Origin of the sequence: Pedococcus aerophilus, from assembly GCF_039532215.1 — a bacterium.
GTDB lineage: Bacteria > Actinomycetota > Actinomycetes > Actinomycetales > Dermatophilaceae > Pedococcus > Pedococcus aerophilus.
In genome coordinates, this window is sequence record NZ_BAAARN010000003.1 from 85,429 (window position 1) to 105,375 (window position 19,947).

Consider the following 19,947-nt stretch of genomic DNA (forward strand, 5'->3'; position numbering starts at 1 on the left):
ACGACCTCGGCTGACCTCCCGGGCTCCTGCGCGACCGTCTGGGAGACTCAGCCCGTGCCTGCGCTCATCTCCTGGTGGAAGCTTGACCTCGCCGAGCTCGCTCCCGGCGCGCACCACGACGCCGTGCTCGCCATCGGCACCGACCTCGTGCGGCGCTGGACGGAGCCGCACCGCGGGTACCACGACACCCGCCACCTCGTGGAGGTCTTCTGGGCCCTGGAGGACCTCGAGGCAGGCGGTGAGATCGACTCGCGCCTGGGCGTCCTCGGTCGCCTCGTCGGGTGGTTCCACGACGCCGTGTACGACCCGTCGGCCGCCGCCGGGGCCAACGAGGCCGACAGCGCCGACCTCGCGGTGCGGGACCTGCGCGCGCTGGGGCTGGCCGACAAGGACGTCGAGCTCGTGCGCGACCTCGTCCTCGCGACCACCACCCACGACCTGCGCGAGGGCGGACTTGCCGCGGCCTTCCACGACGCCGACCTCTGGATCCTCAGCGCCCCCGCGGAGCGCTACGCCGAGTACACAGCTGCTGTCCGCGCCGAGTATGCCGCGGTGCCCGACGACGCGTTCCGCTCCGGCCGCGCCGCCATCCTGCGGCCCTTCCTCGACCGCGAGTCGATCTACGCGACCAGCACCGCCCGGGAGGGCTGGGAGGACCGCGCGAGGGCCAACCTGGTGCAGGAGATCGCCGACCTCACGACCGCCTGACGGGGTCTCACCCGTGCAGGCCGGCCTCGACCAGCGGCCACCAGAACTGCCGGCCCGACCGGGCCAGGAACTCCTGCGGGTCGACCCACTCCGGGTCCACGGCGTCGTCCTCGTGCGCCACGAGGTCCTCGCCCACGAGCGGCCAGTCCGCGGCATACAGCTGCAGGTAGCCGCCGCCGCGGGGCCAGCGACCGGTGCTGCTGACCGGCTCGAACTGCTCGTGTCCGATCGCAACCAGGGAGGCCGGGTCGAGGTCCAGGCCGACCTCCTCGGCGACCTCTCGAACCACGCACTCGGCGACGGTCTCGCCCTCCTCGCGCCAGCCACCGGGCGGCCCCCATTCCCCGCGTCGGGGGCTCCACGTCACGGCGCACCAGCCGCGGACGTCGCGCAGCACGACCATCGCCGCGAACACCTCGGCCTCGGGTGCCGGCTCCGCGGTCGAGGTGAGGACCACGTGCGAGACCGAACCGTCGGCGAACTCGATGTCGCTGAGCCGCAACGGAAGTGCCGTCACCGGGACGAGTCCTGGAGCTGGGCCACCAACGGCCACCAGTGGCGCTCGCGCAGCGCTGCCACCGCCTCGTCGCGACCGACCCACCGGCCGACACCGGTGTCGAGGTCATGCCGGAGCTCGGCATGCCACACGGCGAAGCACGCCTTGGGCACCGGCCACGGGTACTCCTCGTCGGGCGTCGGCACGCTGTTGCGGACGTAGCCCAGCAGGGACGGGGCCAGGTCGTGCCGGGGACCGGCGACGACCTCGAGGAGTCGCCGGAGCGCCTCCTGCGGGTCGAGGTCGCCCACCGGTGCGGACGGCAGGTCGAGGCCGCCGGTGAGGCGCTCCAGGACCAGCAGGTCGGCTCCCCTCGTGAGGACGACCCGGACGACGACGGTGCCGGCCGGCGGGTCCTGCTGCCGCGAGGTGATGACGTCGGCCCGGGAGCCGTTGGGCAGCCACGGGGCATCTGGGACAGAGTGGATCACCTTCTCGTGCCTGCGTTTCTGGATGCGCAACCCGCTGCGCTGGAGGATGCGGACGATCTCCTTGCCGGGCACCTCCTGCGCGCCGGCGGCGACCAGCGCCGCATACCTCTCCTCCGGCACGTCGTAGTGGTCCCCCTCGAAACCCCGTCGTGGGATCCCCTGCGCTGCAGCGAAGTCGTGCAGCTCGGCGTAGGACGTGTCGCTGACCAGGTGGGACCAGAGCCGTCCGTGGGCGGGCCAGGCGGGCGGGTCGATCCAGATGGTCACGCCCCGACGCTACCTCGCGCCGGGCACGCCTGTGGAAAACCTCGCGACCGGTGCGGCCCTCGCGCCTAGCCTCGCGGGAAACGGTGTCACGCAGGCACCGACGACCCGTGAGGAGGACGGTCATGACCGCACAGTTCCAGGTGGACACCGGACAGATCCAGGCAGCATCGGGCGACATCGCCCGCATCTCCAGCGAGATCGACGGCCAGGTCACCGCGATGATGGCCCGGCTCAACGGCCTGCAGGGGGCGTGGACCGGTTCGGCGTCAGCACGGTTCCAGGCGCTGGTCTCCGAGTGGCAGGGCACCCAGCGCCAGGTCCGCGCCTCGCTCGACTCCATCGGCGGCGTCCTCGCCGCCGCGGGGGTCCAGTACGCCGAGACGGAGGCGCAGACCTTGCGGATGTTCAGCTGACGGGAAGCCGGGCTACTCGGTGGTGATCGCGCGCAGGACGTCCAGGCGGGCCGCGCGGCGTCCGGGCCACAGGGCGGCGAGGACCCCGACGAACCCGGCCAGCACCACGAAGACCGCCAGCTGGAGGCCGGGGATGGCGAGGACGTCGATCCCGTCGTCGGCGAGGCTGCGCTGGAGGGCCCAGCCGGCCACGAGGCCGAGGACCACCCCGAGCACGGCACCGAGCAGCGCGATCGCCACCGACTCCAGCCGCAGCATGGTGCGCAGCTGGCGCCGGCTGAGGCCGACCGCCCGCAGCAGGCCGATCTCCCGGGTCCGCTCGATCACGGACAGGGCGAGGGTGTTGACGATCCCGAGGATGGCGATGATGACGGCCAGGCCGAGCAGCGCGTAGATGATGTAGAGCAGCTGGTCGATGGGCGCCCGCTGCTCCGCCGCGAACTCGTCCTGGTCCTTGAGGGTCACGGTGGGCACGTCGGCGATGACCTTCTCGATGGCGGCCTCCACGGTCGCCGGGTCGGCGCCCTTGTCCCTGACGACGAAGGCCACGCTGTCCCGGTCGGGCACACCCGCGGCCTTCGCGGTGTCGAGCGTGATGAGGATCGAGTTCGGCACCGACGCGGAGGTCACGAAGATGCCGGCGACCGTGTAGTCGTCCTGCTGGCCCGCGACGTCGCCGCGCACCGCACTTCCCACCGTCAGCTTCTGCTCCTTGGCGCGGTCCTCGGAGACGAGGACCGTCCTGCTCGTCAGGGCGGCCAGCGAACCAGAGGTGAACTCCAGCGGCACGGCCTCCCCGAAGGCGGTGGGGTCGATCGCGGCGGCGAAGCCCCGGTCGCCGTCGAGGGACACCGGCAGGTAGCGCAGCGGGCTGACGGTGGCCACGCCCGGCACCGCCTCGACGTCCTTGGTGACCTCGGTGGAGAACGGCTGGCCGACGGCGTTCGAGACGACGTAGTCGGCGGCGAACGTCGAGTTGATGGACTTGTCGACGCTGGCCTTGGCCGAGGCGCCGAAGACGGACATCATCGCGACGAGCGTCAGGCCGATCATCAGGGCCGACGCGGTGGCTGCGGTCCGGCGCGGGTTGCGGGTGGCGTTCTGCTCCGCCATCAGGCCGACCGCCCCGAACAGGCGCCGGTAGACCCAGCCGAGGAGCGCGATGACGGGCCGTCCGATCACCGGGGAGGTGAGGATGGCGGCGAGCACGAGTCCGAGCACGCCGCCGCCGACCCAGTAGGCGCTGTTGTCGATGGAGGTGAAGGCCCCGAGCCAGGTGCTGACCAGGCCGGCGAGGAACAGCACCGCGCCCACCCAGACGCGCCGGTGCAGGGCCGACTCCGGCAGCGCGATGTCGTCCCGCATGGCCGCCACCGGCGGCATCGCGCCGGCCCGGCGAGCAGGCAGGTACGCGGCCACCATCGTCACGAGCATCCCCACGCCATACGCGATGAGGGCCGTCGAGGGCGCGAAGACGAGCGGCGACCCGCTGAGGTCGAGGCCGAACTGCGCGAACAGGGTCTGGATGCCGATGGCCAGCAGGAAACCGCAGCCGAGGCCGACGGTGGACCCGAACAGCCCGACGACGAACGCCTCGAACAGGACCGAGCGCGTGACCTGGTGCCGACCGGCGCCGAGGGCCCGCAGCATCGCGAGCTCGCGGCTGCGCTGGGCGACGAGGATCGAGAAGGTGTTGATGATGAGGAACGACCCGACGAACAACGCGATCCCGGCGAAGACGAGCAGGAAGATGTTGATGAAGTTGAGCGCCTGGTTGATGCCGGTCGCGGACTCCTTGGCGACGGCCTTGCCGGTCACCGCCTCGAACCCGGCAGGCAGCTTCGCCTGCACCGCGGCAGCGAGGTCGTCGGCGCTGGTCCCGTCCTTCGCGGTCACCCACGCGTCGGTGAACTCGTCCTTGCCGCCGTAGTAGAGGCCTTGGGCCGTTCTGGTGTCGAAGAACGCGAGCGTCGCCCCGACCGTCCCGCCCTTGAACTCCGCGATGCCCACGAGCTTCGCGGTGACGATGGGCTGGGCGCCGCTGGTCACGAGCTTGAGGGTGTCGCCCAGGACGTAGCCGGCGCGCTTGGCGGTGCCGGAGTCGAGGACAACCTCGCCGGCGCCCTGCGGCCAGCGCCCGGCGGACAGGGTCGCAGGCGGGTCACCGGCCGAGGTCGGCGCGTCGTTGTAGCTCAGCCCCAGCCCGGGCGGCCCCCCGCCGCCGATGATCTTGCCCTTGGTGGAGATGACGAACGTCGTCGGGTCGCTGACGTTGCCGTCAGCGCGGGCCACCCCGGGCACGCTCTTCAACGAGTCCACCAGGGATGCCGGGACGGTCTTGGACGTGGGGCCGGCCTCGAAGTTTGAGCTGGCGCTCGCGGGGCGGACCACGACGTCCCCCACGGTGTTGACGATCCCGTCGAAGGCCTTGCCCAGGGTGTCGGTGAAGATGAACGACCCGGAGACGAACGAGACGCCGAGGATGATCGCGAAGGCGCTCATGAACAACCGCAGCTTGCGGCCGAGCAGGCTCTTCCAGCTGGCGCGCAGCACGGTCAGGCTCCCTGGAGGCGAGGGTCGAGCTTCTTCATCCGCTCGAGGATCTTCTCGGCGGTGGGCTCGCGCATCTCGTCCACGACGACCCCGTCAGCGAGGAAGACGACGCGGTCGGTGTGCGCGGCGGCCACGGGGTCGTGGGTGACCATGACGATGGTCTGGCCGAAGTCGTCGACGCTGCGGCGCAGGAAGTTCAGCACCTCGGCGCCCGACGTCGAGTCGAGGTTGCCGGTCGGCTCGTCGGCGAACACGATCTCGGGCTTGCTCACCAGCGCCCGGGCGCAGGCGACGCGCTGCTGCTGGCCACCGGACAGCTCGTTGGGCCGGTGGTTGAGGCGGTCGCGCAGCCCCACCGTCTCGACGACGAGGTCGAACCACGACGGATCGGCCTTGCGCCCGGCGATGGCGAGCGGCAGGAGGATGTTCTCCTCGGCGTTCAGCGTGGGGATGAGGTTGAACGACTGGAAGACGAACCCCACCCGGTCGCGGCGCAGCGTCGTCAGCGCCTTGTCCTTGAGCCGGGTGATGTCGACGTCGCCGATGTAGACCTCACCGGCGGTGGCGGCGTCGAGGCCCGCGGCGCAGTGCATCAGCGTCGACTTGCCCGAGCCCGACGGCCCCATGATGGCGGTGAACTCGCCCGCGGCGAGGTCGAGGCTGACGCCGTCGAGCGCACGCACCTGGGCCTCACCCTTGCCGTAGACCTTGCTGAGGTCCCTGACCCGCGCCGCCGGAGGGCGCGCACCGGCCACTCCGTCTCCGACGGCTGACCTGCTCGTGGACGAAGGCGTGGTGGTCATCGGGGCTCCCGGGCTCAGGGTGGTGGTTCTCACGGGTGACAACGCTAGGGAGACCCACAATGCTCCACCCTCGGGTGAGACCCCGAGCCACCCCTGACCCGACCCTGACCCAACCCGGCGCGCAGCGGCGGACAGACCACCCGCAACCCGTCCGGACCCGGACGAACTGCCTCAGCTGATGACGACCCGCGCCACCTGCTCGAGGTCCGGGGCGTCGTACCGGTCGCCCTGCACGACCCCCATGTCCCAGCGCATCACGAGGCCCCGCCCGCGGACCTCGAGGGTGGCGAGGTTGTTGTCGAACCACGGTCCCTCGGTCATGGGCCACTGGTACGGCGCGCTCGGCACCTTCGCGGTGCGGCTCACCAGCTGCTCGAGCGGGCGGGCGAGTCCCTTGCCGATGAACGCCTGGGCGATGCGGACCTGGCGGGGCAGGGGGTTGCGGATCGGCGAGCAGACCGCCTGGATGATGCGGCTGGAGCCGGGGCTGAGCTGGCGGTGGTCGATCTCGGTGACGTAGGAGTTGTGCACGTCCCCGGAGAGGAACGTGATGGTGCCGGGGGCCCTCCCGCGCTTGCCGTCCGCGACCTCGACGACCATGCCGAGCACGGTCGTGAAGCCTTCCTGGAAGGCGGCCCAGTGCTCGAGGTCGAGGGCGCGGCGCATCTTCTCGCCCCACCTCGCGACGCGGGGCCCCCAGGCACCGGTGGCCATCGCCTCGTTGATCGCCTCGAGGTCGTGGATGCCCTGGGCCATGAGGAACGGCAGCGACGTCCCGATGAAGAGGTGGTCGACGTCGCCCTGGAGCTGCTCGTCGAGCCAGGCCATCTCGTCGTCGTCGAGGATCGAGCGGCGGTCCGGCTCGAGCAGTCGGGCTGCGCGGCTGTCGACGACGACGAGCCGGGACTCCCCGAGGTCGCGCGCGTAGCTCCAGCGGTAGGTCTCCGGGTGCTTGTCGACCCGCTCGGCCAAGGTGTCCAGCACCTGCGTCAGGTCGAGCTCGCCGTCGGCACCGGACGCCGCATGCTCGGCGATGAGCTGCCACACCTCGTCCTGCGCGAGGTCCTCGGGCGAGAGGTTGCCGACGTGCTGGTAGACCCAGTAGGACGACAGCCCGCCGACGATGCGCTCGTGCCACCACGGCAGCCGGTTCATCTCGCGGTGCCAGTCCTGGGAGGTGTTCCAGTCGTCGCGGATGTCGTGGTCGTCGAAGATCATGGCGCTCGGCAGCGTCGACAGCAGCCACCGGTTGAGCGGGTCGGCCCAGGCGAGCCGATAGAGGTGGGCGTACTCGTCGTAGTCCTTGAGCTCCTCACCCGGCGGCTCGTCGAGGCTTCGGCGCGAGGCGATGTACTCGCGCATCTCCTCCGAGGTCTCGTCGGCGTAGACCTGGTCGCCGAGGAAGACCACGAGGTGCGGCCACTGCGCCGGGTCGGTGCGGGTCAGGTGGTGCGCATAGGCGCGCAGCGCATCGACGCCGTTGGTCTTGTTGCCCTCGGCGTCGTGGGGCACGCTCGTGCGGCAGGACCCGAACGCCATCCGGGTGGGCTCGCTGTGGCGGAGCGTCGTGATCCGGCTGGCCGGCAGGGACGCCGCGAGCGAACCCGTCGCCTCGGCCCGGGACGGCCAGACCTGCACCCCATCGATGTCGACCTCGTACTCGCTGCCCTGCCCCGGCTCGAGGCCGTCGAGGACGACGAGGGCGTAGTGGTGGCCGTGGACGACGAACGTCGGCGCCTCCCAGGAGCGGTCGAACGCCCGCACCGTGACCGTCGCCGTGTCCTGGGTCTGCACCCACACGGTCGCGCTCGTCTCCCCCACGTAGCGCAGCAGGGGGCCGAGGGTCAGGGGGGACGTGTCGAGTTCGGGCACGCACTGTTTCTACACGCACCGCCTGTGCCGTGGGTGGGAAACCCCTTGCCGCGAGATGGGGACCAGCACGGTATGGCGCGGTATGGCGCCATACCCGGTGGTTGGCGCGAGGTCACCGCCCCGGGGCGCAGCGGGCACGCCAGAGGGCGGCCCCCACTCGGGGAACCGCCCTCTGGTTGGTGCGTCGTGCTGGTGACTCGGTGAGGAGCTGGGCTCAGAAGCCCATGCCACCCATCTCGTCGCCACCGGGAGCCGCAGCGGCAGCCTTCTCGGGCTTGTCCGCGATGACGGCCTCGGTGGTGAGGAACAGCGCAGCGATCGACGCGGCGTTCTGCAGCGCGGAACGCGTCACCTTCGCCGGGTCGATGATGCCCGCGGCGATGAGGTCGACGTACTCGCCGGTCGCGGCGTTGAGGCCGTGTCCGGAGGGAAGGTTCGAGACCTTCTCCGAGACGACGCCACCCTCGAGGCCGGCGTTGATCGCGATCTGCTTGAGCGGAGCGGACGCGGCGACGCGGACGATGTTCGCGCCGGTGGCCTCGTCACCCTCGAGCTCGAGCTTCTCGAACGCGGCCTTGGTCGCCTGGAGCAGGGCCACGCCACCACCGGCGACGATCCCCTCCTCGACAGCAGCCTTGGCGTTGCGCACGGCGTCCTCGATGCGGTGCTTGCGCTCCTTGAGCTCGACCTCGGTCGCGGCACCGGCCTTGATGACTGCGACGCCGCCGGCCAGCTTGGCCAGGCGCTCCTGCAGCTTCTCGCGGTCGTAGTCGCTGTCCGACTTCTCGATCTCGGCGCGGATCTGGTTGACGCGACCCTGGATCTGGTCGTTGTCGCCCGAACCCTCGACGATCGTGGTCTCGTCCTTGGTGATGACGACCTTGCGCGCACGGCCGAGCAGGTCGAGCTCTGCGGTGTCGAGCTTGAGGCCGACCTCCTCGGAGATGACCTGGCCACCGGTGAGGATGGCGATGTCGGCCAGCATGGCCTTGCGACGGTCACCGAAGCCCGGGGCCTTGACGGCGACGGACTTGAAGGTGCCACGGATCTTGTTGACCACCAGGGTGGACAGGGCCTCGCCGTCGACGTCCTCGGCGATGATGAGCAGCGGCTTGCCGGACTGCATGACCTTCTCGAGGAGGGGCAGCAGGTCCTTGATGCCGGAGATCTTGGAGTTCACGACGAGGACGTAGGGGTCCTCGAGCACGGCCTCCATGCGCTCGGTGTCAGTCACGAAGTAGTGGCTGATGTAGCCCTTGTCGAAGCGCATGCCCTCGGTGAGCTCGAGCTCGAGGCCGAAGGTGTTGCTCTCTTCGACGGTGATGACGCCTTCCTTGCCGACCTTGTCCATCGCCTCGGCGATCATCTCGCCGATCAGGGGGTCAGCAGCGGAGATCGAGGCCGTCGAAGCGATCTGCTCCTTGGTCTCGACGTCCTTGGCCATCTCGAGCAGCTGGGCGGAGACGGCCTCGACGGCCTTCTCGATCCCGCGCTTGAGGGCCATCGGGTTGGCGCCGGCCGCGACGTTGCGCAGGCCTTCCTTGACGAGGGCCTGGGCGAGGACGGTGGCGGTGGTGGTGCCGTCGCCAGCGACGTCGTCGGTCTTCTTGGCGACCTCCTTGACGAGCTCGGCACCGATCTTCTCGTACGGGTCGTCGAGCTCGATCTCCTTGGCGATGGACACGCCATCGTTGGTGATCGTGGGGGCGCCCCACTTCTTCTCGAGGACGACGTTGCGGCCCTTCGGGCCGAGGGTGACGCGGACGGCGTCGGCGAGGATGTTCATGCCCCGCTCGAGACCGCGACGTGCCTCTTCATCGAATGCGATGATCTTGGCCATTCGGGTGGTTCCTCCCACGCGAATCGTGTGTGGCGGCCTCGCCGTGCCCGCGACGGACGGCCCGGTTCCGGCGGCTCACGTCGCACACGTTCCCCGGACCTCACTTTGAGGCCATGATTGTCACTCTCATGATGAGAGTGCTAACGCCATTATTGGCACTCTCCCCCCGAGAGTGCAAACGCCTCCCGGGGCGTCTCGGGACGGCTCGACCACACCGCCCCCGCGAACCGCTCCCAGTGACGTCCTGCGGTGGTCGCGACGTCAGGTCGGGAGCGACGGCGTCACCGTGATCGGTTCCCGTCGTCCCGCGGCCGGCGCGCGGAAACTCGGGCGACGGGACCCAGCCATGCGGCATACGGTCGGGTCGTGGACCGGGACGCGCTGGACGCGGCGCTCGACGAGGCCTTCGCCACCACGGCGCAGGGCCTGTCGGCGTGGCCCGATCCGCGCGCCGGCTGGGAACCCGGTCGTGCGCCGCCGCAGGAGTGGTACTCCCGGGTGCTGGACCCCGGCAGGTACCGGCTGCTCGGCGCCCGGTGGGCCGCCTGGGTCACGGTACTGGTCGACGCCGGTCTGGCCCAGCCGGCTGACGGGTCCGCTGCCCGGTGGCAGGACCTGCTCCCGGTCGTCGTCACCGGCACCGATCGCCTGGTCCCGACCGCCCCGGGGGCTCTGCCACTGGTGGTCGTCCACACGCAGATCGAGGACGTGAGCGATGCCGGGCTGGTGGTCGGGGTGGGCGACCCGGCGTGGACGGTCGCCTGCATCCCGTGCTGCGGTTGCGACGCCTGCGACGACGGCTCGGAGCCCCTGCTCGAGCAGCTCGACGACACGGTGTGGGGCGTGGTGAGCGGTGCCTTCAGGCTGGTCCGCGACGGCGACCGTCGGGTGATGACCGTCGGCGCCTCGGGCGACGGGCGATGGTCCGCCGAGGGGCCCTTCGCCCAGGGTGAGCCGGACCGGTGGCTGGCCGACCCCCGAGGCCGCACCCTCGTCGAGGGTGCGGCCTGGGACGCCCTCTGACCGGCGTGCCTTGGTCGGCGGGGTCGGCCGGGGCTTGCACGGGGCGCGCGAGGGGTATGGCGCGGGGCCGGGTCGCGGTGGGAGCCTGAGCCATGGCGCCGCCCCAGGACCCGTTCGAGGGGTCGAACTTCGAGGTCGAGATCGACGGACTCGTCTCCACCGCGTTCTCCCGGGTCGAGCTGCCCCACGCCGTGGTGGACGAGGTCGCCCACCGCTCCGGCAGTGACAAGACGTCGTCCTCCCGCAAGGCTCCGGGGCTGTCGCACTACTCCCACCTCGTGCTCACCCGCGGGCTGACGACCGACCTCGAGCTCTGGCGCTGGTGGACCGCGGCCCGCGACGGCGACCCGTCGGTGGACCGCAACGTCGCCGTCCGGCTGCTCGACGCGACCCGGTCGCCGGTGCTGACCTGGCGGTTCCGCAACGCCTTCCCCGTCGTCCACCGGGTCACCCCGCTCGACGCCTTGTCCAGCGACGCGGTGGTGGAGACGGTCGAGCTGGCCTTCGACGCTATGGACGCCGAGGCCTGACCCGACCGTCCCGCTCGACGCAGCAGAGCCTGCTGCCGTGGCCACAGGTTGCTGCCTGCCCTGACGGCAGCAACCCCTGCTAGCAGAGGTTGCTGCAGTCCGGGCGTGCGGAGAGTGGGCGGGGCCGGGGTCAGCGGGTGAAGCGGAGGGTCACCACCTGGAAGGGGCGCAGGGCGAGCGTGACCCCACCCTCGACGACCTGGACCCCGGCCGTCTCGAGCGGTCGTTCGAGCAGGTCGACCGTGTCGATCGTCCCGAACTCGAACCCCGCCAGCACCGTCGCCGAACCCCTGGCCCCCAGCGACTCGTAGAGCCGGACCACCACGTCGCCCGACCCGTCGTCGGCCAGCTTGACGGCCTCGACGACGGCCGAGCCGGAAGACACGGAGACCAGCGGCTCGACCGCGGCCCCCGACCCGGAGACCGTCCGAAGCGGCAGGTTGACCCGGTACCCTTCGCGGATAGCGTCGGCGATCCCGGCGCCGGGGACGACGGCATACCGGAGGCGGTGCACCCCGAGGTCGGCGACGGGGTCGGGGCTCTGCGGGGCGCGGAGCAGCGAGAGCCGGACCTGGGTCGTGGAGCCACCGCCCTCGCGGTCGCGGCGGGTGACGTCGTGGCCGTACGTGGAGTCGTTGACCACAGCGGCGCCGTACCCGGGCTCGCCGACGTGGACCCAGCGGTGGGCGCAGATCTCGAACTTGGCCGCGTCCCACGACGTGTTGGTGTGCGTCGGGCGGTGGACGTGCCCGAACTGCACCTCCGCGGTGGAGCGCTCGGTCGTCACGTCGAGGTCGAACCCGGCCTTGAGGATCTTCTCCCGCTCGCGCCAGTCGACCTCGGTGTCGACGTCGACCCGGGCCTCACCGGGGGTGAGCGTGAGGAGCTGCGTGACGGTGGACTCGCCGAACGACCGCACGACGCGCACGCCGCCATCCACGCCGGAGACCGAGGAGACGTCGGTAAGGTCGGTCCAGGTGCGGCGGTAGTAGGCGTCGACGTCCCACGCGTCGAAGTCGACGGGGGTGTCGGGGTGCAGCTGGAGCAGGTTGCCGGCGCTTCCCGGCGCGAGGGCCTCGCGCCCCGTGGCCGTGTCGACCACCGAGGTGAGCAGGCCGCGGGCGTCGACGACCGCACGGACGAGACCGTTGGACAGCACCCACCCGTCGCCGTCGGTGGTGACCTCCACCGGTGCACCACCCGACGCAGCAGAGGGACCGGCCGCGCCGCCCGCCACTCCCGCACGCTCGTGGGGCGCGGCGTTGAAGACCACTTCGACGTCGCCCTCACCGGCCAGCGCGGCCTGGGCGCGGTCGATGATCGCCTCGAGCTCGGCGGCGACCGCCTCGTAGTTGGCGACGGCCTCGCGGTGCACCCACCCGATCGACGAGCCGGGGAGGATGTCGTGGAACTGCTGCAGCAGCACCACCTTCCAGATCCGGTCCAGCTCCTCGGACGGATACGGCGCCCCGGTGCGGACCGTCGCGGTGCTCGCCCAGAGCTCGGCCTCGCGCAGGAGGTGCTCGCTGCGACGGTTGCCCTGCTTGGTCTTGGCCTGCGAGGTGTAGGTGCCGCGGTGCATCTCGAGGTAGAGCTCGCCGACCCAGATCGGGGCGTCTGGGTACTCCGCCTCGGCCTGCTCGAAGAACGCGTCCGGCCGCTCGACCTCGACGCGCGCCGATCCGTCGAGGTCACGCAGCCGCGACGCCCGGGCGAGCATCTCGCGGGTGGGGCCGCCACCGCCGTCGCCCCAGCCGAACGGCAGCAGCGACCGGGTCGCGTCGCCCTTGTCGGAGAAGTTGCGGGCGGCGTGGGCGACCTCGGCCCCGGAGACCTCCGAGCCGTAGGTGTCGGCCGGCGGGAAGTGCGTGAAGATCCGCGTGCCGTCCAGGCCCTCCCAGCGGAACGAGTGGTGCGGGAAACGGTTCGTCGTGTTCCACGAGATCTTCTGCGTGAGGAACCACTGCGACGCCGACAGCGCGATGAGCTGCGGCAGGGCGGCGGTGTACCCGAACGAGTCCGGCAGCCACACCTCGCGCGTCTCGATGCCGAACTCGTCGAGGAAGAACCGCTTCCCGTGGTTGAGCTGGCGGGCCAGCGCCTCGCCGCCGGGCATGTTCGTGTCGGACTCGACCCACATCCCGCCGACGGGGACGAAGCGACCCTCGCGGACGCGCTCGACCACCCCGGCCCACACCTCCGGCCGGTGGTCGCGCAGCCACGCGAACTGCTGCGCCGAGGACATGGCGTAGACCAGCTCGGGGTGCTCGTCCATCAGGGCGAGGACGTTCGAGCTGGTGCGGGCGACCTTGCGGACGGTCTCGCGGACCGGCCACAGCCAGGCCGAGTCGATGTGGGCGTGGCCGACCGCGGAGATCCGGTGGGCGCTGGCGCGAGCCGGGTCGGCGAGGACACCGGCGAGCTGTTCCCTTGCGGCAGGGGCGGATCCGGCGATGTCGGAGGTGTCGAGGGCGTCGAACGCGCGGTCGATCGCCCGCAGCAGCTGCCACTGCCTCGGGTCGCTCTCGGGGAGCTCGGCGGCCAGCTGGCCGAGCACCTCGAGGTCCTGCTGGAGCTCCCAGACCTCCTGCTCGAACACCGCGAGTTCGGCCCGCACGACCGAGTACATCGGCTCGCTGCCCGCAGTCTCCTTCTCCCCCAACGGAGACGGCGTGAAGTCGAAGCCGCCACCACCGAGCAGCAGCGGGTTCGACGCCGACTCGACGAACAGCTCGACCTCCTCACCCCCCTGCGCGTCGTCGGCGACACGGACCCACTGGTTGCGCGGGTTGAGCCCCTTCACCGGGGTGCCGTCGGCGCGGTAGACGAGCCCCTCGACGTGGAACCCGGTGCGCAGCGGGTCGAACCCCAGGTCGAGCCGCAGGTCGACCGGCCGTCCCGCGTGAGCCGCGGGCACCGTCGCGCGGACCCGCCACCACGTCGTGCCCCACGGCGGGCCCCAACGGTCGCCGACCTCCGCATCGGCGTAGTCCGCGGCCAGGCCCTCCTCGAGGGGCACGGGCTCGCCGGGGGCGTCCCAGCGGCCGAGCTCGACGGGCACGGGCGCCGACCAGACGGCGGCCTCGATCCGCTGCAGGGTCCGGCGCAGTCGCCCCTCGATGAGGCGGCGGTCGTCGTGCATGGGTGCTCCTTCTCGTGGGGGCGAGTGGTGGTGCGATCGGTATGGCGCGTGGTCGGGCGGGACGTCGTGGTGCGTGGGTGGGTGGTGGCCGTCGCCCTCAGGCGGCGATGGCGACGATGGTGCGGTCGGTGCGTTCGAGGAGGTGGTGGCCCTCGTGCCCTCCGACGATGACACGGTCGCCACGGACCGGCGACCGGCGACCGTCGGGGCAGACGAGCATGGTGCCGTCGGCGTCGAGGGCCACGAGCTCGTCACCGAGCCGCAGCAGGAGAGGCGCGTCGGGTCCGGCCGACACCGCCGTTCGTCCGGCGAGCATCCCGCCGAGGACGTCGCCGTCGGCACAGGCCACCCAGGTCGTCGGCGACCCCGGAGCCGCGTCGTGACCGTGGCGGTGGAAGTCGCTGCCGCCCAATGGGGTTGGGCTGCCGACAGCCGTCCACCACGCCAGCGGTCCACCATCGGCCAGGTCACGCCAGGACGAGTGCCAGACCTCGGCGGCGCTCGCCGCACGGGAGCCGGGAGGGCTCGGGTGGCGCCAGGCGCAGTCGCCGGACACGGGGTGGTTGACCGACAGCAGGCCTCCGCGACCCGCGACCTCCCCGGCCCAGGTGCCGCCCGGCAGTCGGAAGTCCACCCAGCCGATGTCACCGAACGCGTTGGCGTGGCCGTCGGCCGTGGTCACCTCCTGGCCCGGCAGCAGGTCGATACCGTGACGCGCGCCGACCTCGGCGAGGAACGGGTGGTGGCTGGTCGTGTTGTGGTCGGTGACCCACAGGAAGTCCAGGCCGCGACCGGACGCCAGCGCCGCCAGCTCGTCGATGGTGAGCGAGCCGTCGGAGTGCACCGTGTGGGCGTGACAGTCACCGGCGTGCCAGGTGAGCCCGTCGACCGAGGGCAGTTCGCGACGCGGCGGACGGGGCGCGATCGGCGGACGGGAGCCCTCGACCGCAACCGTCCTCCCAGACACCCGGACCTCGACGTCGGTCTCGACCACCACCTCCCACGCCAGACCCTCGAGCGGGAGGCGGTGCAGGCCGAGGACCACCTGCCACTCCCCGACAGGCAGGCCACGGTCGAGGTAGCCGGGTGTCGTGCCGTGGTGGCCGAGCTCGACCAGGCTGCGCGCACCACCCGACCACCCACGCCAGCCGAGCGGGTCCACCAGCCCCAGGTCCAGGACCCCGCCGGAGCCGTGGGACCGGTCGAACTCCAGCGTGAGGCGGACCCCGCGCGACGACGCCGGGACCTCGAACGGCAGGTACTGCCAGACCGACTCGGCCCGGTCGTCCGGGGTCCAGGTCCCGGCGTGCCGGATCACGACCCGACCAGCTCGCCGTCCCCGCCGGCCCGGTAGAGCAGGGCCCGCCCCGGAGCCGGGGTGAGGTGCACCGTGTCGCCGAGCTGGGGTTCCTCGGCCTCGGGCAGCACGGCGCGCACCGACTGCTCGCCGCCGTCGGCCGTGACGAGGACGTTGACGCCGAGGTTCTCGACCGCGCTGACCGTGCCCCTCATCCCCGAGGACCCGGGGTCGCCCGACTCACCTCCCGCGGGGACCCCCTCACGATCCCCGGGTGAGGCGACGACGTACTCCGGGCGCACGCCGTACACGACCTTGTCGCCCTCGCCGACGGCGAAGCCCTCGGGCACGGGCAGGGTGAACCCGCCGAGGTCGAGGCGTCCGTCGACGACCTGGGCGTCGAGGAGGTTCATGGGCGTCGCGCCGATGAAGTTGGCGACGAAGGTGTTGGCGGGGCGCTGGAAGACCTCGCGCGGCGTGCCGATCTGGCGGATGCGACCGGACTCCATGACGGCCATCCGGTCTGCCATCGCCAGGGCCTCGGCCTGGTCGTGCGTGACGAAGACCGTGGTGACGCCGAGCGACTTCTGGAGCTGCTTGAGGAAAGTGCGGGCCTCGAGCCGCAACCGGGCGTCGAGGTTGGACAGCGGCTCGTCGAAGAGGAACACCTGTGGGTGGCAGGCGATCGCGCGGGCCAGGGCGACGCGCTGCTGCTGCCCACCGGAGAGCTGGGCGGGGCGCCGTTGCATCAGCGCGCCCAGGCTCAGCCCGTCGGCCGTCTCGCGCGCCCTCGACTCGCGCTCGGCCTTGGGGACCTTCTGGATCCGCAACGGGTAGGCGACGTTGTCGGTCACCGTCATGTGCGGGAAGAGCGCATAGTCCTGGAACACCATCGCGACGTCACGGTCGCCCGGGTCGAGGCGCGTGACGTCGCGGTCACCGATGTGCACCGTGCCCTCGGTGGCGGCCTCGAGGCCTGCGAGCGTCCGCAGCAGCGTGGTCTTGCCACAGCCCGAGGGACCGAGCAGCGCGAAGAACTCGCCGTCGGCGATCTCGACGTCGACACCGTCGACACCGCGCACCCCGCCGGGGTACTCCTTGACCAGTCCGGTCAGTGTCACTGAGGCCATCAGCCCTTGATTCCTCCTTGGAAGGCGAACCCGTAGCGGCGGTTCACGACGAGGTAGAGCACGACGACGGGGACGGAGTAGACCAGCGCGAAGGTGGAGATGAGCGCGAAGTTCGGCTGGCCGCCGGCGTCGTAGAACGTGTACATCACTACTGCCGCAGGCTGTTTCGCGGGATCGGACAGCAGGACGTAGGGAACGAGGAAGTTGCCCCAGACCTGGACCAGCGCCCAGACGCCCACCGTCGCCATACCCGGTCGGATGACCGGCAGGACGATGTGGCGCAGGATCTGGCTCGGTGAGGCGCCGAACACGCGGGCCGACTCCTCGTAGGACTTCGGGATCGAGTCGACGAAGTCCTTGAGCATGAACACCGCCGCGGGCAGCAGGCCCCCCGACAGCACGAGCACCACCCCGAACTGCCGGTCGATGATCCCGAGCTGGAAGAGCATGAGGAAGATCGGCACCATGGCCGCCGTCCCCGTGACGATCGAGCTGAGCAGCAGTAGGGCGTAGAGGATCTGGTCACGTCCCGGGATGCGCACCCGCGAGAGGGCGTATGCCGCGAGGGCGGCGAGGACGATCACCAGCAGCGAGGAGCCGATCGCCAGGACGAGGGAGTTCCGGATCGACGGCCAGGTCTGGGGGTTGGCCAGCAGCTTGTCGAAGTTGTCGAAGGTGAAGCCGGACAGCGTCGCCCGGTAGGACGGCGCCGGGGAGAACGGTGTCAGGACCAGCCACAGCAGCGGCAGCGCGAAGAAGACGACGAGGACGCAGAGGCCGGCATAGCCGAGCGAGCGCACCGCGATGGTCCGCGCCGGGCCACCTGCCCCCGGGCGCGGTGCCGAGCCGGCAGGTGGGCGTCGTGGGGCTGCCGTCGAGGGAGTCACTGCAGGCGCCGTCATGCCGTCGCCTCCTTGTCGCTGCCCGTCCGCAGCAGCCGGATGTAGATCACGGCGATGACGAGGTTGGCGAGCAGGAGCAGCAGCGAGATCGCCGAGCCGTACCCGAGGTGGCCGCCGATGATGGCCTCCTTGTAGATGTAGACGGGCAAGATCTCCGACTCGTTGTCCGGGCCACCCCCGGTGAGCAGGTAGGGCGAGAAGTCGTTGAACGTCCACAGCGTGATGAGCAGAGTGTTCGTCAGCACGTGCCGCTTCACGGTCGGCAGCACCACGTCCCGCAGCTGCTGCCACGGCCGCGCCCCGGCCATCCTCGCCACTTCGAGGTGCGAACGCGGGACCGTGTTGAGCGCTGCCGAGTAGAGCAGCATCGAGAACGCCGTACCGCGCCAGATGTTGAAGATGATGATGACGGCCATCGGGTGGTCGAGCGCCCAGGCCATGTCGGTGGTGCCGAGCAGGGCGTTGAGGGTGCCGTCACGGCGGTCGAGCAGGGCCTGCCAGAGGAAGGCGACGACCGAGCCGGGCAGGATCCACGCGAGGAGGACCAGGACGTTGAGCGTGTTGCGGATCGCCGGGCGCGTCGTGCGGAAGAACCACGCGAGCAGGAAGCCGAGGACGTTCTGCCCGACGACGGCGGAGAAGCCGACGTAGAGGAGCGTCAGGTAGAGGGACTTGGTGAAGGCGGGGTCGCCGAGGGCCGTGACGTAGTTGCCGAGACCGACGAAGGTGGGCGCCTTCGCGCCGGATCCGCTGAGGCTGTAGTCGAGCAGGCCGAGGTAGATCGTCCAGGCGGCCGGGAAGACGAGGAACACCCCGACGAGGACGAGAGCCGGTGCGACGAACGCCGTCGCCCGCCCCCTGCCGAGGCCGACGACGTCCGCATCAGCCCCCGGAGACGTGGTCGGCACCGACGGCCTTCTCGAGGGTGGACTGGTAGGCGGCAGCGGCCTCGTCGGCGCTCTTGCCGCTGACGATGGCGGCGGTCGCCTCCTGGATGGCGAGCGAGACCTCGTTGTACTTCTCGTCGGAGGGCCGGTAGGTCGTGATCGGCAGGACCTCCTTGGAGATGAAGGTCAGCAGCGGGTCGTTCGTCAGCGTCTGCGCGTTGACGTCGGCGCGGGCCGAGATGCGGATCTGGGCCTTGGACAAGGCGGTCTGCATCTCCGCGGACGACATCCAGGCCATCAGCTCCCACGCCTGCTGGGGGTACTTCGTCTTGGGGTTGAGCATCCACCCCGCTCCGCCGGAGACGCTGACGAAGTCCTGGCCGTTCACGCCCTTGCCGGGCTCCATCGCGGGGATCTTGGCCCAGCCGACGACCTCGTCGCGCTTGGGCATGGCGGTTGTCGCGCAGTCCTTGGTGCTGGGGCAGATCACCGAGCGCCAGAAGTAGTCACCCTCGGCCAGGATGCCGATCTTGTCCTTGCTGAAGTCGGCGAAGGACTGGTCGCGACCGGCCTTGTCCTGCTGCACCTTCGGGTCGCCGAGCCCGCCTCCGTAGATGGTTGTGTAGAACCCGAGGACGTCCTTGACGCCGGTGGTGGCCCCCTGCCACTTGGCGCCCGAGTCGTCGTAGAGCGGCTGCCCGGTCCCGGCCAGCAGCGGCAGGAACCCCTGCGCGGTCGTCGCCTCACCCATCGGCACCCCGGCGTTGATCTGGATCGGGGTGACTCCCGGCAGCTTCTTCAGCGCCTCGCCGGCGCTGACGATGTCGGCCCACGACTTCGGCTGCCAGTCGGCCGGCAGCCCGGCCTTGGCGAACAGGGTCTTGTTGAAGTAGAGGACACGACCGTCGGTGCCGTTGGGGATGCCGTAGAGCTCGTCCTTGAAGGTGAGGTTCTGCTGGACCGCCTCGGAGATCTGCGACCAGCCGTCCCAGCTCTTGGCGGTGTCACCGACGACCTTGTCGAGCGGTTGGACGTACCCCGCACTGGCCAGCTCGCCCAGCCAGATGCCGTCGGCGGCGAAGACGTCCGCGCCACTGCCGGTCTTGAGGTTGAGCTCGAGCTTGGTCTTGTACTGCTCGTCCTCGACGCCGGACCCGTTGAACGTCACCTTGGCGGTGACCCCTTTCGCCTTCTGCGCGGCGACGAAGCCCGGGATGACGCTGTCGGTGATCCAGGCGGCCTCGGCGGCGTTCTTGCCGCCCACGACGTCGTTGGCGCTGATGACCAGCGTGACGTCCTTGGCCTCGGCGTTGGCGCTGGGATCGGCGGTGGTGGTGTTGTCCTTGGCGCCCACGCATCCGGTGAGGACGAGGGACAGGGCCATACCACTGGTCAGGAGCACGGCACGACGGGACAGGCGCATCGACGAGACCTCCGGGATCGGCGTCAGTGCCCGGCCCGAGGGGCCCTGGACACCGACTGCGGGTCGACGTTGACCCGCGTCCTCAACCCTTCCACAGTGGGACGAAACGGTCCATAGTGACAATCTCGTGCTTTGTCTGGTCAAAAATTGACGAAAGGGCGCGGTCCCGC

Annotated in this window: 16 protein-coding genes; 4 read left to right on the forward strand and 12 right to left on the reverse strand. The window is 70.9% G+C overall.

Translation table 11 applies throughout. From position 1 onward, the window contains the following. Positions 1–54: 54 nt before the first annotated feature. Positions 55–708: an HD domain-containing protein gene (locus ABD286_RS12390; protein ID WP_344193854.1), complete on the forward strand. Its 654-nt coding sequence runs from the start codon at positions 55–57 to the stop codon at positions 706–708. A gap of 7 nt (positions 709–715) precedes the next feature. Here ABD286_RS12390 and ABD286_RS12395 read toward each other — a convergent pair whose 3' ends face one another. Continuing rightward, positions 716–1,225, reverse strand: a complete 510-nt coding sequence (locus tag ABD286_RS12395) for an NUDIX hydrolase (RefSeq protein WP_344193856.1) — start codon at positions 1,223–1,225, stop codon at positions 716–718. Beyond that, on the reverse strand, positions 1,222–1,962 hold the full coding sequence (locus tag ABD286_RS12400) for a DUF4031 domain-containing protein (RefSeq protein ID WP_344193858.1): 741 nt from the start codon (positions 1,960–1,962) through the stop codon (positions 1,222–1,224). The genes ABD286_RS12395 and ABD286_RS12400 overlap by 4 nt, the downstream gene beginning before the upstream one ends. Before the next feature lie 122 nt (positions 1,963–2,084). Here ABD286_RS12400 and ABD286_RS12405 point away from each other — a divergent pair, with 122 nt between their 5' ends. Further along, complete coding sequence (locus ABD286_RS12405) at positions 2,085–2,375, forward strand: WXG100 family type VII secretion target (protein WP_344193860.1); 291 nt, start codon at positions 2,085–2,087, stop codon at positions 2,373–2,375. A 12-nt stretch (positions 2,376–2,387) separates the two neighbouring features. Here ABD286_RS12405 and ABD286_RS12410 read toward each other — a convergent pair whose 3' ends face one another. The 4 genes from ABD286_RS12410 to groL all read right to left on the reverse strand — a co-directional run bounded on the left by ABD286_RS12410 (position 2,388) and on the right by groL (position 9,443). Next, on the reverse strand, positions 2,388–4,928 hold the full coding sequence (locus ABD286_RS12410) for an ABC transporter permease (protein ID WP_344193862.1): 2,541 nt from the start codon (positions 4,926–4,928) through the stop codon (positions 2,388–2,390). Positions 4,929–4,930: 2 nt separating this feature from the next. Further along, a complete protein-coding gene (locus tag ABD286_RS12415) occupies positions 4,931–5,731 on the reverse strand; it encodes an ABC transporter ATP-binding protein (RefSeq protein WP_425565395.1) in 801 nt (266 codons plus the stop codon). Positions 5,732–5,902: 171 nt separating this feature from the next. Then, positions 5,903–7,603 (reverse strand): alkaline phosphatase D family protein, encoded by a 1,701-nt coding sequence (locus ABD286_RS12420; RefSeq protein ID WP_344193866.1) that lies wholly within the window; start codon positions 7,601–7,603, stop codon positions 5,903–5,905. A gap of 214 nt (positions 7,604–7,817) precedes the next feature. After that, complete coding sequence (gene groL, locus ABD286_RS12425; protein WP_344193868.1) at positions 7,818–9,443, reverse strand: chaperonin GroEL; 1,626 nt, start codon at positions 9,441–9,443, stop codon at positions 7,818–7,820. A 366-nt stretch (positions 9,444–9,809) separates the two neighbouring features. Between groL and ABD286_RS12430 the strand changes: the two genes are divergently transcribed. After that, entirely contained in the window at positions 9,810–10,466 is a 657-nt protein-coding gene (locus ABD286_RS12430; RefSeq protein WP_344193870.1) for a DUF6226 family protein, read from the forward strand. 92 nt (positions 10,467–10,558) lie between these two features. Beyond that, a complete protein-coding gene (locus tag ABD286_RS12435; RefSeq protein WP_344193872.1) occupies positions 10,559–10,996 on the forward strand; it encodes a phage tail protein in 438 nt (145 codons plus the stop codon). A gap of 130 nt (positions 10,997–11,126) precedes the next feature. On the opposite strand, the gene ABD286_RS12440 is transcribed toward ABD286_RS12435, so the two are convergent. The 6 genes from ABD286_RS12440 to ABD286_RS12465 form a co-directional block, all read right to left on the reverse strand. After that, the gene (locus ABD286_RS12440) at positions 11,127–14,138 is read right to left on the reverse strand and encodes an alpha-mannosidase (RefSeq protein WP_344193874.1); all 3,012 of its coding nucleotides are present in this window, start codon (positions 14,136–14,138) and stop codon (positions 11,127–11,129) included. A 97-nt stretch (positions 14,139–14,235) separates the two neighbouring features. Beyond that, complete coding sequence (locus ABD286_RS12445) at positions 14,236–15,456, reverse strand: CehA/McbA family metallohydrolase (RefSeq protein WP_344193876.1); 1,221 nt, start codon at positions 15,454–15,456, stop codon at positions 14,236–14,238. Beyond that, positions 15,453–16,565 carry an ABC transporter ATP-binding protein gene (locus ABD286_RS12450; protein ID WP_344193878.1) on the reverse strand — a complete coding sequence of 371 codons (1,113 nt, stop codon included), beginning with the start codon at positions 16,563–16,565 and terminating at the stop codon, positions 15,453–15,455. Before ABD286_RS12450 ends, ABD286_RS12445 begins: the two co-directional genes overlap by 4 nt. Beyond that, positions 16,565–17,467, reverse strand: coding sequence for a carbohydrate ABC transporter permease (locus ABD286_RS12455; RefSeq protein ID WP_344193880.1), 903 nt, complete (start codon positions 17,465–17,467; stop codon positions 16,565–16,567). Before ABD286_RS12455 ends, ABD286_RS12450 begins: the two co-directional genes overlap by 1 nt. Next, complete coding sequence (locus ABD286_RS12460) at positions 17,464–18,375, reverse strand: carbohydrate ABC transporter permease (protein WP_344193882.1); 912 nt, start codon at positions 18,373–18,375, stop codon at positions 17,464–17,466. The genes ABD286_RS12455 and ABD286_RS12460 overlap by 4 nt, the downstream gene beginning before the upstream one ends. Further along, positions 18,350–19,777 (reverse strand): extracellular solute-binding protein, encoded by a 1,428-nt coding sequence (locus ABD286_RS12465; RefSeq protein WP_344193884.1) that lies wholly within the window; start codon positions 19,775–19,777, stop codon positions 18,350–18,352. The genes ABD286_RS12460 and ABD286_RS12465 overlap by 26 nt, the downstream gene beginning before the upstream one ends. Positions 19,778–19,947 lie beyond the last annotated feature (170 nt).

Bases quoted from the DNA above. Each gene is read 5' to 3' on its own strand.
- ABD286_RS12405 (WP_344193860.1), top strand. From the start codon at position 2,085: ATGACCGCACAGTTCCAGGTGGACACCGGACAGATCCAGGCAGCATCG.
- ABD286_RS12415 (WP_425565395.1), bottom strand. From the start codon at position 5,731: ATGACCACCACGCCTTCGTCCACGAGCAGGTCAGCCGTCGGAGACGGA.
- groL (WP_344193868.1), bottom strand. From the start codon at position 9,443: ATGGCCAAGATCATCGCATTCGATGAAGAGGCACGTCGCGGTCTCGAG.
- ABD286_RS12435 (WP_344193872.1), top strand. From the start codon at position 10,559: ATGGCGCCGCCCCAGGACCCGTTCGAGGGGTCGAACTTCGAGGTCGAG.
- ABD286_RS12440 (WP_344193874.1), bottom strand. From the start codon at position 14,138: ATGCACGACGACCGCCGCCTCATCGAGGGGCGACTGCGCCGGACCCTG.
- ABD286_RS12450 (WP_344193878.1), bottom strand. From the start codon at position 16,565: ATGGCCTCAGTGACACTGACCGGACTGGTCAAGGAGTACCCCGGCGGG.
- ABD286_RS12455 (WP_344193880.1), bottom strand. From the start codon at position 17,467: ATGACGGCGCCTGCAGTGACTCCCTCGACGGCAGCCCCACGACGCCCA.
- ABD286_RS12465 (WP_344193884.1), bottom strand. From the start codon at position 19,777: ATGCGCCTGTCCCGTCGTGCCGTGCTCCTGACCAGTGGTATGGCCCTG.